This window comes from Peptoclostridium acidaminophilum DSM 3953 (assembly GCF_000597865.1).
In the GTDB taxonomy this organism is placed as follows: domain Bacteria; phylum Bacillota; class Clostridia; order Peptostreptococcales; family Peptostreptococcaceae; genus Peptoclostridium_A; species Peptoclostridium_A acidaminophilum.
Genome location: NZ_CP007452.1, coordinates 783080 through 795143, shown reverse-complemented (window position 1 = coordinate 795143; position 12064 = coordinate 783080). Strand labels below are relative to the sequence as shown.

Sequence of the window (12064 nt, the reverse complement as noted above, 5' to 3'; positions counted from 1 at the left end):
TTCGGATTTAAACTTTCGAACGAGACAGTCTTTTTTACTTTCAAGCTACTGATTGGGGCTCTTTATTGTCTTTTTTTTCTAACGCCTGATTTTCGCGAGCTTCTATTTCAACATTTCGAGACAGCAATATGCCAACAAACCCAAGAACTATGACCATAATAAATATTGAATTATAGTTTCCCATTGCATCTTTTAGAAACCCGGATGCCAGGACGCCTACAACTGCTGCAATTCCATAAGCCGTAAAAACTACGCCATAGTTCTGACTGTAATGCTTAACCCCATAAAGCCTTGTTGTAGCAGTTGGGGCTATTGACAGCCAGCCCCCCAAATTAAGCCAGAACAGAGAAAAGGCAACTGAATACAGGACTGTGCTTTCATCCTTCGCCATAAGCATGAGTGAAGCAGCCGCGATTATAAGTCCGTATGACACAGCCATGGCGTTCTTAATCTCAAATCTGTCGGCAACCCAACCAAACAAGGGTCTTCCCACACCATTGAAAACAGCAAACAATGATGTAAATATGGCTACTCTGCCAGGATCTATCCCTATCAATTCGATTCCGACACTGCTTGTCATTCCTATCATTATCAAGCCAATCATTGCCCCGATCATGAAGCAGAAATACATATTCTTGAAGCTTCTTGTTTTTAACATGTTTTTTGTGTCAATGCCATGTGACATCTCTCCAATGCTGGCGGCTCTTCCATTGCCAGAATGAGCCGAAGGGTATTCGAAGGGCCATGACAGCAGTGGTAACAATATTCCGAAAGAGACTCCCAAAATCTGAAATGAACGCATTATGCCGAATTCTTCAATAAGGTATCTTGCAATAGGAGCTGTTATGAAAGGCGACAAGCCGAACCCTCCAAGCACAAGACCTACAACAAGGCCTCTCTTTTCAGGAAACCACTTGGCAGCCACAGACATCGGAACGCCGTATACTATGCCTACTCCAGCTCCTGTAATTAATCCGTAGGTTGCAGTCAGCTGATAAATATTCTCCGCAAGGCCAGAAAGCGTCCAACCCAATCCCACCAGTAAGCCTCCAGTGATGATTATTGTTCTTGGACTAAATTTGTCCAGATATCTTCCGCTTATAAGCATAAACATCGCGTATGATGCCAACGAAACCATGTAGGGAAAACCGCTTTGTGTCGCACCTATTCCGAACTTTTCCTCTATTGGAATTCTGAAAATACTCCAGGAATATACAGTGCCAAGACTCATCATGATGACAATTCCCAATAATATATACAGCCATTTTTTCATTGATACAACGCCTCCTTTATCTATTCTATACTCCATCCATATACCTCCGTATTCTTATAGTTTGTCTTCCAGATCGAATATTACGCTTTCTTTTGTCGTTGCTGCACTCACCTCAAGCCTGCTTCTTATATCTGGATATTTAATGCTCAGAATCCTGGCTGCAAGTATGCCGGCATTTTTCGCATTGTTTATTCCAACAGTTGCCACCGGGACTCCTGAAGGCATCTGAACTATTGACATAAGAGAATCCATGCCGTCAAGATGCTTAAGTCTTACAGGCACCCCTATAACAGGCAAAGGCGTAAGTGATGCTGCCATTCCAGGCAGATGGGCGGCACCTCCGGCCCCAGCTATTATCACCTCAAGTCCTCTTATATGTGCATTTTTAGAGTACTCATAAAGCCTGTCGGGAGTTCTGTGGGCAGATACCACCTTTATTTCAAATGGTATTCCAAACTCGGCCATTGTTGCTGCGGCTGGCTTCATTACCTCAAGATCTGACTCACTTCCCATTATTATTCCTACAATTGGATTCGATTTATTTTCAGCATTGCTGTACATTTACAAATTCCTCCCTGTGATTTTTATGCTTTCTATAGCCTTTTGGGCTTTGCTGAGGGCCGACTCCATAGAATCGTCCAACGCCGTGATATGGCCTATTTTTTTGAGGTATCCGGATTTCGGCTTGCCGTAAAGGTGCAGGTGACAATCCTCCATGCCAAGCACTTCTTCCACTCCCTCTATGCTATAGTCTCCCTCTACATCGCTGCTGCCCAATATGTTGTACATTGCGCTTCTAGCCTTTAGCCTGGCAGACCCAAGAGGCATTCCGGTCATTATCCTGATAAGCTGCTCAAACTGGGATGCTACGCAGCCTTCAATAGTGTAATGTCCCGAGTTGTGTGGCCGTGGTGCTATCTCATTTACAAGCACTTGCGAATCAGCGGTTAAAAACAGTTCTATGCAGAATATGCCTATGTCATCTATGACTTCTGCAACCCTTTCCGCCATATCCTTTATTCTGTTTTCAGCTTCGGGACTAATTTCTGCAGGAACTACTGATTTAATTAGTATACTGTCTTTGTGGATATTCTCCGCAACCGGGTATAATGCTGAGCCCTCATTATTCCTGGCAACAATTATCGAAACTTCTTTTACATAGTCCACAAATTCCTCAGCCATCAACTCAAATCCACTAACCTCATCATAAATGCTTTTAAGGTCGTCCGATTCGGAAATCACAATATTCCCTTTTCCGTCATATCCTCCCTTGCAGAGCTTTAGCACCATTTTTCCGCCGTAATCAATTAACGCTCTCTCCAGTTCCTCAAGGCTTCGAATACGTCTGAAAGCCGGCACCTTTATGCCTTCTTTTTTCAACATGCTCTTTTGCATATATTTATTGTTGATTTTCATCAATGTGCTAGATGATGGCACCACCGTACACCCTTCCGTCTCTATTAGTCTGAGTGCATTAGCGTCCAAGTGTTCAAACTCAAACGTAACTACATCCGTCTTGGCTGCCAGCTCCCTTAATGACGTGATATCAGCAAAATCTGCGACAATTTGCTCATCTGCAACTTGACCGGCTGGTGAATTCGGCGACGGATCAAGCACTACTACTCTGTAACCCATCTGCTTTGCCTCTTGGCAGAGCATGCGACCCAGTTGGCCGCCTCCTATTATCCCTATGGTTCCCGGCGGAAACAATCTGGAAATATCTTTGTTTTTCACTAGACCACCTCTTTTCCCTCTTTTTTAAAAAAAATGTTAAAGTATTAACGTCAACAAAAAAAGCCAATAGCAATCTTCCTTACGAAGCTTGCTATTGGCTTACTCATCAACTGGTTTAAAACCCTTCGACTCATCTTCCAATTAAAACTATATTATTGTTTTTTCAATATCCCTGTCTGCCACTATGGCAATTATTTTTTCGCCTGTCCTTGTGCTCACATCAGAATATGTGCTTATTATATCCACATCTATTACAGACTTAATTGTTTCCTCCAAAAGATCTCGAGCATTCTCAAAAAGAGCGGTCCTCATTCTTTTGACAAGCTCAACGCCTTCCTTTGTCTGAGACAGACTTTTTTCCGATACGCTTAAAAAACCCTTGATTCTGATTACTATCATATCCTGAAAAATAATTGTACGTATCCTCTCAGGACCTCGCCCCATGTGTTCAAATTCAAACTTACTTATTGCTTCACTTATCTGTGCTTCAACTTGTCCTTTTGTCATCTAACCACCTAGTACAAATTATTTTCTGAACATTTTCTGATTCAAGAGTAAAATACAACTCAATGCACACGTACCTTATAGAAATTATACCAAACAAATATCCCTATTACAATTATTTAATTTATTGATTTCCAAGCCTTGCTGAATATACGTTCCTACTTGCATTTTCAACATAATACACATTGCCGTTTTCTATTGTATTGCACTCGAGCATTAAAATCTAACCTGTGGAGCCTCTTTTTCCGTCTCTTCAGCCTGGAAGAAGAACTCCTCCATGAATCCGAACATGTTGGCCACTATGTTGCTCGGGAACACCTGAATAGCGTTGTTGTACATGAGCACCGTGTCGTTGTAGAACTGTCTTGCAAAGGCTATCTTGTCCTCAACCTCGCTCAGCTGGTTTTGAAGCTCCATGAAGTTGGCGCTTGCCTTGAGCTCCGGGTAAGCCTCTGCTACAGCAAACAGCCTTCCAAGCGCCGCTGTCATCATGTTGTTGGCTTCAGCCTCCTGCACCGGAGTTTGGGCTGACTGGAATGCAGTCCTTGCCTTTGTAATCGCTTCGAAAGTGGACTTCTCATGCGCTGCATATCCCTTCACAGTTTCAACTATGTTTGGTATCAGGTCGAATCTTTTCTTGAGCTGCACATCCACCTGCGCCCACGCGTTCTTTACCCTGTTCCTCTTAACAATTAGGCCGTTGTAAACCGATACTACGAATACACCAACGATAAGCAGCAGACCTATTAAAAAGTATACTATTTTCATAACGCACCCTCCTTTTTATTTTGTATGAATATGTTGTTATGCAAAACCAACTTTTATTTGTCAGCCTAGAATCCGCCGGTGCCGCCACCACCTCCGCCACCTCCGCCGCCTCCGGAGAAACCTCCTCCTCCGCCTCCAGACGATGAAAGCTGTGACGTTGCGGCGCTGAGCGCCTTTGTTGTCGAGCTTGAAATGCTGTTTGTAATCGTATCAAATGATGAGACCGGGCTCATACCTCGGCCGTAGGAATGTCCTAGGTATGTCAGGCCTGCAGCCTGGAACGCCTCCGGCGGATAAATAATCTTGAGCGCCTTTATCACTTCGGCAGCAACCCCAAGGCTTATTGCATAGACAAGGTAATGCTCCCACATTACAATTGAAGGAAGCTGCGCCTTGTCCAACTGGCTAAAGTGCCTTAGGAATCTCTTAAATGCCTTCCACATTCCATACTGTTCGGCACCGTATCTTGTACGCTTTTTGATTAACGCCGAGTACAGCACAAGCCCAATCGAAGTGGCTATGAGAGCAACACCGAGACCTATGGCCGTAAGCATAGCTATAAGCGCTACTCCGCCGAATACGCCGGCTATCCCCAAGAGTATAGCCCCTATGCGAGCTCCGCTCATGCCTTCCTCGAAAAAGCCCCTGATTTGAGCAGCATCCTTTGCCGAATCCACAAAAAGCTCATATCCGCTCTTATAGAGCATTGCGGTAGATTTGTCTCTCTTTATAGATTTTTCAAGCTGGCTGAGAATCACTTCTCTTCCGTCGCCCATGTCGTCTATCAGCCAGCTGACAAGCCTTTTCTCGTGTTCTTTCATAGCCGACTCATCAAAGCTGTCGGCTTTCCTTATGAGTATCGACTCAATATCCTTGTCCGGAAGGAGAAATCTGTCTTCCGTATAGGTTATGTCCTCAACTAGCAGCTTTTTTCTTCTTACAAGATCCATTACGGTTGCTGTAACGTCATTTGGAGATATCCTTCCAAAGGTCATGAGCGCTGACATCTCGGCGGGAGAATAATCGCCAGGGAGCTCCCTGTAATACTCACCTTCAAATTCTGCCTTATGCTCCTTGTCATATCTGAAATAGAGATATACAGCTAGAGCCAATTCAAGGACAATAAGTAGCGCAGCAAGTGACAGCAGAATCCTAGCCTTCATCCTTATAGCATTTGCCTCGTCTGCCCATCTTGCCTCCTCTGCAAGCACCGTATCAACGCGCTCGGTATTTATTTCCTGGGCCTGCGACAGATATGATTTGGGGAAAAGCAGCCTCGCCTCCACCATTGTGTTTGGCGGCAAGCTGTCTACAGAAAATACCGCCGAATTGGCAAACACATCAAGACTTCCCTCGAGAGGCCCATGCCCCCACGCCCTTATGTCGCCCTGCTTGAAGCTCTCATCCGGAACATTCACAGTCACATCAAAACGGCCTATTTCAACGCTAGTCTCTGTGCCCATGAACTTCCAATATAGCTCTCCAGTGTCGCTATATCTTTTTTGCCGCGCCCTTCACCAAATATTCAATTCTAAAGATCCTGCCAGAATCAGTTGTGTTCTTGAAAATCTTCAGAGTAATGTTGTCGCCTTCCTGAAAAAGCTGATATGTACCTTCCTGCCCACTGTCATTCCTTGTGAACACAGTCTCACCCTGACTGTCTGCAGTCGATAATTTTAATATTTCTATCCCTTCGCTCCCAGATGTCCCAAGTGACCTGTATATTCCATGACCTTCTCCGCTGAAGTAATATTCCAGATTCTCTACAACGTGCACGGAGCCGTCTTTTCCGACATCGGCCACTACGTTCATGCTGGGTATTTCATATGTCATTTCGTCGGCAAATGCCGGTCCCTTTAATAACGTTACGAATGCAAAAACTAGAATTACAATAATTGTTGATGCAGCATACAGATTAGGCTCTATTGATTTCCTCTGATTTTTCAAAAAATACACCCCCTTGCATCATTATTTTCAAGACTTGTATCCAAAATGAAGTGCTATTTCTCTATAAACAGGCATGTCCACATTATATTTTTCAGACATTCTTATTATATCGAATATTATCTGATCCACTTCGCTTTCTTTTTTTGCATCCAGATCCTTTTGGAGCGAAGCTGTTGTATCAGGAGTAAATCCGTCCAGAATTTTCAAGTGGTCAGCAAGCAGATCATCTGCTATGCATGCCTTTACATTTTCAATCTTCACTTCCCCAATACGCCCCGAGTGAAGCAGCAGGCCATTTTGCCTTAGAGCCTTCAAATGCTCCCCTCTTGCTATAAATGTTACATCCTTGCCCTTGTATGCCAAAAAACCACCTATTGAAGCGCCGGTGCCTCCTGCACCAATTACCAGATATTTCATAGCATTCGTCTCCTTAAGTATTCCACTTCCGACTTATTAGCCGTTGTAATTATACCCCAATTATAAATCATTATATCTTCACATGTATTCATTTGTTTCTGCATATTTCTGCAAAAAATCCCTCAGAAATTGATTCTGAGGGACCTATGTTATCTAGCGCTCATAGTAGGTATATCCGCGGAGTCCGCTTTCGAATGCGCGCATGATTTCGCGTCTGTCACTGGTCTTTATAAGGCCGTCACGTATAGCGGCTTCGGCTGTTTTGCGGAATCTCACAACCATGTCCTTCGGATCAAACTCCACATATGAAAGCACATCAGCCACGCTGTCCCCTTGTATTTCCTTGACAAGATCATATGTGCCGTCAGGATTTATTCTAACGCTAACTACGTTTGTATCTCCAAACAGGTTGTGGAGATCGCCCAGCGTCTCCTGGTAGGCTCCTACAAGGAAAGCTCCCAGGAAATAGTCATCTCCGTTTTTCATGTCATGCAGAGGCAGCGTTGTCCTCACGTCATGGATGTCTATGAAGCGGTCAATCTTTCCGTCACAGTCACATGTTATATCGGCAATGACTGCATTGCGCTTTGGCAATTCCAGAAGGCGGTGTATAGGCATTATTGGGAACAGCTGATCAATTGCCCAACTATCCGGAATTGACTGGAACACCGAGAAATTGCAGTAGTATATGTCTGCGATTGCGCTCTCTAGATCTTCAAGATCAGGCAGAGGTTTTTTTATTTTTTTCTTTTCCTTTGCAATCTGATTTATTGTATTCCAGAATATTTTTTCCGAGAATGCCCTATCACGCAGGTTTATTCTGCCATGCTTGAACATGTCTCGGATTTCGTCCCTATAGTAGAGTGCGTCATTGTAGCACTCCTGTATGTTCCTGAGGTTGATGCTTTTATGGACATCAAACAAGTTTTTGATTTGCTCCGATGCATTATCGTCAAGCTGCTCTGGAATGTCGTATTCCTCAAATTTTTCCACATCGAGGACATTGAACAGCAGCACCGAATAGTAGGCTACTGTAGAGCGTCCCGATTCAGTCACTATCACTGGATGCGGCACGTTGCTTGTATCCAGCACGGACATTACAGCTTCAACAATGTCTGAGCAGTACTCCTCGACTGAATAGTTACGGCTGCAAGTGTAGTTCGTGTTAGAACCATCATAGTCCACCGCAAGGCCTCCGCCTAAATCAAGATAGCCCATTGGAGCTCCCTCTTTCACAAGCTCCGCGTATACTTGAGTTGCCTCCAGCACGGCAGACCGGATGTCGCGTATGTTGGGTATCTGCGAGCCAAGGTGATAATGAAGAAGTTTTAAGCAATCAAGCATTCCCTTCTCTTTGAGCCTGTCCACAGTCTCTATCAGCTGAGACACGTTGAGACCGAATATGCTACGGTCTCCGCCAGAATCAGTCCAGTGCCCTCCAGCTTTCGCTGAAAGCTTAATGCGTATTCCTATATTTGGCTGAATCCCAAGAGTCTTTGAGCGGTCAAGTATTATGTCCAGCTCGCTTGGATTCTCCATTACAAAGAAACACTTGAAACCCATCTTAACGGCATAAAGGCCCAAATCTATGAATTCCTCATCCTTGTAGCCGTTGCATATAAGGCAGGCTTCCTTATCCTGCATCAGAGAAAGCGCCGCTATAAGCTCCGGCTTGCTGCCTACCTCCAAGCCGTGGTGGTAACGCTGGCCGAACTTAGTAACCTCTTCAATTACCTGTTGCTGCTGGTTTACCTTAACGGGATAAACGCCGCGGTATTCACCCTTATATTCTAGTTTTTTCATCGCTTTATTGAAGGAGTTGTTAAGGAAAGAAATCTGCGAATCCAGCAAGTTTTCAAAACGCAGCAAAACAGGCATATCCAGCCCGCGCTCTCTTACGCCTGAAACGATGTCCATAAGACTTACTGCTGCAGTATTGTCGTCCTTGGAGGCATTAACCATAACTTCACCATCACCAGAAATCGAAAAATAACCTGCACCCCAGTTTTTAATCCCATAAAGCTCTTCGGACTTTTGTTTTGTCCATCTTCCTAACAGTTCTGGTTTATTCATTTTTACTGTCTTCCTCCATTATTGGATATTGATTTATATCTGCATCAAAGCATTTTCAACATAAAAAAGCATTAGCCTCTAAGCTTGGCAAATAAGCTATTTACCAAAAGCATAAGTCAAACCAGGAAGTTAATGCTAACAATAGTATAGCATATGAAATCCATAATTATAATGGAGCTGTAATATTTAATTACAAGTATTTGTCCTTAAATTCATGAAGCATTTCATGCAGTTTTTCATGCGTACCTTTTCCCATCACCGTTTCTTCAAATTCCTCAAATTGTTCAAGAAGCTGCCTTTGCTCCTCAACCGGTATAAGCTTGTCTCCCATTGGAAACACGACTGTATTTTCTTTTATTATGTGCGCACGGAGAAGTGATATATAAGCTGATGCAGCTTGAATGAAATCGTCCGTTTTTATCGGTTCTCCATCAACAGATGCCAACATTTGAGCTACATATTTTCTTCCCTGAACATGCTCGCTGAGCAGCTCTCCTATTGGTCCGTTTTCATTCTGTATTCCAGCTTTTTCCATGGATGGAAATAGAATTCCTTCTTCCTTCCCGTGGTGGCACTTGTCAGCAAACAGCTTGAGGAAATTCACTATCCCCTTAATATCTTCAGCTTCAACCTCTTTATTGTCATCGAGTAGCATGAACAGCTTTTCAAGAATTTTTAATCCCGTTAAAATTTCCTTATGCTCATTAACCAAATCTTCGCTCGCATATTTCATGTGCTTGCCTCCCTCTATAATATAACTCGACAGTTAAAGGATCCTTAATATAGTAATACCAGTAAAAGCCCAGTTCAAAACATCATAGAGGATTCATTCTAACGCAAAACTAATGCAACTTTCTAATAATTTGGAATTATAATATAATACAAAAGCAATAGTAATTGGTTCTTGCAATTTTTAAAGGAGGCTTTGCTTTGGAAAACACGGCTTTGATCCTGTCAATCATATTGTTTGCAGTCGGCGTTTTAGGAACCGTACTACCTGTATTGCCCGGTGCCATACTCATATACGTCGGCATGTTTTCATACGGATTTATGACTGATTTTTCAACTCTGGACGTGACCTTTTTCCTCATTCAGGCACTAGTTCTATTGTTAATTTTCGCTGTCGATTTCATAGCCTCTGTTGTAGGTACGCAAAGCTTCGGTGGAAGCAAACAAGCTATATGGGGTGCGGCAACAGGAACGATTTTAGGCATAATTTTTTTTGGTCCTCTGGGAATCGTTACAGGACCATTTCTTGGGGCTGTAGCAGCCGAGCTGCTACGTGGAGAAAGCCTGAATCTGGCAATACGAGTTGGCTTCGGAACTATCGTAGGCTTTCTCGGGGGAACATTCTTGAAAATATGCGCTGAAATTATCATGATAACATACTTCTTCATGAACATATGAAAAAAACAGAGCCAGGAAAGGGCTCCATATTGCAGCTGCCGTATCGCTTAGCTATGCGTTCTGGCCTTTCCTGGCTTTTTTCATCTCAAGCCTGTAGTTTACGTATTCGCCAAGGAGCCTGTAAATAACCGACGCAAGCGGTATGAAAAGAAGTATTCCAAGCACCCCCATCAGGCTGCCGCCTACAGTCACTGCAACTAGTATCCACACTGATGGCAGCCCCGACGCCTTTCCAACCACCTGAGGATATATAAGGTTCCCCTCTATTTGCTGTATTACAAGAAACATAGCAAGGAACCAGGCCGCCTTTACAGGGTCAGCCACGAGTATGAAAAAACCTCCCAAAATACACCCTATGAAGGCACCAAATACAGGAATAAGCGCGGTTATGCCTATAAGAACGCTTATCATAAGAGCGTATGGGAATTTGAATATAATCATAGCTATAAAAAACAGCAAGCCTATTATTATCGCTTCCAGCACCTGGCCCGAAATAAAGCTTGAAAATACACTGTTTGACAGTGTTCCAACATAAAGCAGCTTGTTTGCGATCCTGTCAGGGAAAAATGCATCTATTAGCTTCTTTAACTGACTTATGAGAGTCTCTTTCTGCAGAAGCAAATATATAGAAAATACGAATGCCAGCAAGAACGTAGTTACTCCACTAAAAATTGAAGATGCAAATGTGAATGTCGATCCTATCCAGTCCAATATGCTGCTTTTTAGAAACGCAATAGCATTAGATTGTATGACCTCCCAATCAAGGTCTATGCCGCTTATCCAATCTATAAGCTGTTTTTTCTCCTTAAGATTCTCACTTGTCCAATCTTTAATACTCCCCCAGTAAGATGGAATTTTAACAGATAAATCCTGAATAGTGTTTATCATCTCCGGAACAATTATAAAAGACACTAGATTTAGAATTCCCACAAAAAGTATGAGTGTGATTACATAGCTAAAAGGACGTTTGAGATTTTGACCCATCTTGCTGAATATGCCTTTTTCTCCAAACAGCTTTTTTTCTAGGAACATCATTGGTGTATTAAATATGAATGCGATTGCAAATCCGATTACAAAGGGGCTTATTATCCCAAGGATTCCCGAAACCAACTTCCATACTTCTGAAAGGTTATCTAGCAGCCACATGAGTATTATTGCAAACGATATGAGAATCATTAATTTTTTCATCTGATTCCTGTCAAAGTCCATCAATTTTCCCTCTCTTCCTGAATCTATCTATGGATTCATTATACCCGACAATCCTTTAGAAATACACGAAAAGCCGCACCGTTTTTGGTGCAGCTTTACTAAAATAGTCTAGTCACTACTCAGCTGATTCTTCCTTAAAGCCAGGCTGAAAAGGTATGGGTAGTCATCACGCAGATATTTCATGTAGTCCACCCATTCCGACAGAACCATTGGGTATGCCCTTAATATATCTGTCTTCAGATGCTCACAGTCTTCCGCCCTTACACTACTCATGCTTTCCAAATTCTGCAGCTCGTCCGCAATATGGAAAACCGACCATATCATGTCTGTAAAGGAATCATGCTCATACAGGTTTGAGTTTTCAAGCATTTTTATCAAGAAGGATTTTTTTTGAGACAGTATATCCCTTAAATTTTCCAGCCTTTCGGGAGTAGCCTGTATATCGTATTTGAATTCCTTGATTTCATTTTTTATAGCCTTAATCTTGCCTTTGCTGCTCAAATCAGTCATGTCCAGTTTTCTGAAATTGTCATTTCCGTCAAGCTCCGACAAAGCATACATTATTGACATACCGGTTTCAGCGAAAAATGCGCTGATTATTACATTTATCTTCTTAAGCTGGTGTCTTTTTTCTATCACATTCAGCAGCTTGTTGAGCACAAGTGTCACAACTATAGCCTGCATAGGAACAAATGCCAGGTCCTGAAACAGGTAAAAGAAAGTATCTGCCGG

General features: G+C 42.9%; 13 protein-coding genes. 1 reads left to right on the top strand and 12 read right to left on the bottom strand.

The features are described 5' to 3' along the window. Window positions 1-40: 40 nt before the first annotated feature. From EAL2_RS04020 to EAL2_RS03975, 10 genes are all read right to left on the bottom strand, one after another. Window positions 41-1309, bottom strand: coding sequence for an L-lactate MFS transporter (locus EAL2_RS04020; protein ID WP_051489079.1), 1269 nt, complete (start codon window positions 1307-1309; stop codon window positions 41-43). Window positions 1310-1327: 18 nt separating this feature from the next. After that, window positions 1328-1834, bottom strand: a complete 507-nt coding sequence (purE, locus tag EAL2_RS04015) for a 5-(carboxyamino)imidazole ribonucleotide mutase (RefSeq protein ID WP_038602328.1) — start codon at window positions 1832-1834, stop codon at window positions 1328-1330. Further along, a complete protein-coding gene (locus tag EAL2_RS04010; RefSeq protein ID WP_038601718.1) occupies window positions 1835-3007 on the bottom strand; it encodes a 5-(carboxyamino)imidazole ribonucleotide synthase in 1173 nt (390 codons plus the stop codon). It lies immediately after the preceding gene. A gap of 147 nt (window positions 3008-3154) precedes the next feature. Further along, window positions 3155-3514 carry a DUF2294 domain-containing protein gene (locus tag EAL2_RS04005; RefSeq protein WP_025435125.1) on the bottom strand — a complete coding sequence of 120 codons (360 nt, stop codon included), beginning with the start codon at window positions 3512-3514 and terminating at the stop codon, window positions 3155-3157. 213 nt (window positions 3515-3727) lie between these two features. After that, window positions 3728-4279, bottom strand: coding sequence for a LemA family protein (locus EAL2_RS04000; RefSeq protein WP_025435124.1), 552 nt, complete (start codon window positions 4277-4279; stop codon window positions 3728-3730). Window positions 4280-4344: 65 nt separating this feature from the next. Further along, a complete protein-coding gene (locus EAL2_RS03995) occupies window positions 4345-5742 on the bottom strand; it encodes a DUF2207 domain-containing protein (protein ID WP_025435123.1) in 1398 nt (465 codons plus the stop codon). Between the two features lie 28 nt (window positions 5743-5770). After that, window positions 5771-6226 carry a DUF2207 domain-containing protein gene (locus tag EAL2_RS15790; RefSeq protein ID WP_025435122.1) on the bottom strand — a complete coding sequence of 152 codons (456 nt, stop codon included), beginning with the start codon at window positions 6224-6226 and terminating at the stop codon, window positions 5771-5773. A gap of 27 nt (window positions 6227-6253) precedes the next feature. Next, complete coding sequence (locus tag EAL2_RS03985; RefSeq protein WP_025435121.1) at window positions 6254-6643, bottom strand: ketopantoate reductase family protein; 390 nt, start codon at window positions 6641-6643, stop codon at window positions 6254-6256. Window positions 6644-6796: 153 nt separating this feature from the next. Beyond that, entirely contained in the window at window positions 6797-8716 is a 1920-nt protein-coding gene (speA, locus tag EAL2_RS03980; protein ID WP_025435120.1) for a biosynthetic arginine decarboxylase, read from the bottom strand. A 190-nt stretch (window positions 8717-8906) separates the two neighbouring features. Then, on the bottom strand, window positions 8907-9449 hold the full coding sequence (locus EAL2_RS03975) for a hemerythrin domain-containing protein (protein ID WP_025435119.1): 543 nt from the start codon (window positions 9447-9449) through the stop codon (window positions 8907-8909). A gap of 197 nt (window positions 9450-9646) precedes the next feature. On the opposite strand from EAL2_RS03975, the gene EAL2_RS03970 reads away from it, so the two are divergent. Continuing rightward, window positions 9647-10123 (top strand): DUF456 domain-containing protein, encoded by a 477-nt coding sequence (locus EAL2_RS03970; RefSeq protein WP_025435118.1) that lies wholly within the window; start codon window positions 9647-9649, stop codon window positions 10121-10123. Window positions 10124-10174: 51 nt separating this feature from the next. Here the strand turns inward: EAL2_RS03970 and EAL2_RS03965 are convergent, their stop codons facing one another. Together EAL2_RS03965 and EAL2_RS03960 are read right to left on the bottom strand one after the other, a co-directional pair. Beyond that, window positions 10175-11332, bottom strand: a complete 1158-nt coding sequence (locus EAL2_RS03965; RefSeq protein WP_025435117.1) for an AI-2E family transporter — start codon at window positions 11330-11332, stop codon at window positions 10175-10177. Window positions 11333-11440: 108 nt separating this feature from the next. Further along, entirely contained in the window at window positions 11441-12016 is a 576-nt protein-coding gene (locus tag EAL2_RS03960) for a hypothetical protein (protein ID WP_158408883.1), read from the bottom strand. Between the last annotated feature and the right edge of the window lie 48 nt (window positions 12017-12064).

Bases quoted from the DNA above. Each gene is read 5' to 3' on its own strand.
- EAL2_RS03965 (WP_025435117.1), bottom strand. From the start codon at position 11,332: ATGGACTTTGACAGGAATCAGATGAAAAAATTAATGATTCTCATATCG.
- EAL2_RS04005 (WP_025435125.1), bottom strand. From the start codon at position 3,514: ATGACAAAAGGACAAGTTGAAGCACAGATAAGTGAAGCAATAAGTAAG.
- EAL2_RS04000 (WP_025435124.1), bottom strand. From the start codon at position 4,279: ATGAAAATAGTATACTTTTTAATAGGTCTGCTGCTTATCGTTGGTGTA.
- EAL2_RS03995 (WP_025435123.1), bottom strand. From the start codon at position 5,742: ATGGGCACAGAGACTAGCGTTGAAATAGGCCGTTTTGATGTGACTGTG.
- purE (WP_038602328.1), bottom strand. From the start codon at position 1,834: ATGTACAGCAATGCTGAAAATAAATCGAATCCAATTGTAGGAATAATA.
- EAL2_RS04020 (WP_051489079.1), bottom strand. From the start codon at position 1,309: ATGGAGTATAGAATAGATAAAGGAGGCGTTGTATCAATGAAAAAATGG.
- EAL2_RS03975 (WP_025435119.1), bottom strand. From the start codon at position 9,449: ATGAAATATGCGAGCGAAGATTTGGTTAATGAGCATAAGGAAATTTTA.
- EAL2_RS03985 (WP_025435121.1), bottom strand. From the start codon at position 6,643: ATGAAATATCTGGTAATTGGTGCAGGAGGCACCGGCGCTTCAATAGGT.
- speA (WP_025435120.1), bottom strand. From the start codon at position 8,716: ATGAATAAACCAGAACTGTTAGGAAGATGGACAAAACAAAAGTCCGAA.
- EAL2_RS03960 (WP_158408883.1), bottom strand. From the start codon at position 12,016: ATGCAGGCTATAGTTGTGACACTTGTGCTCAACAAGCTGCTGAATGTG.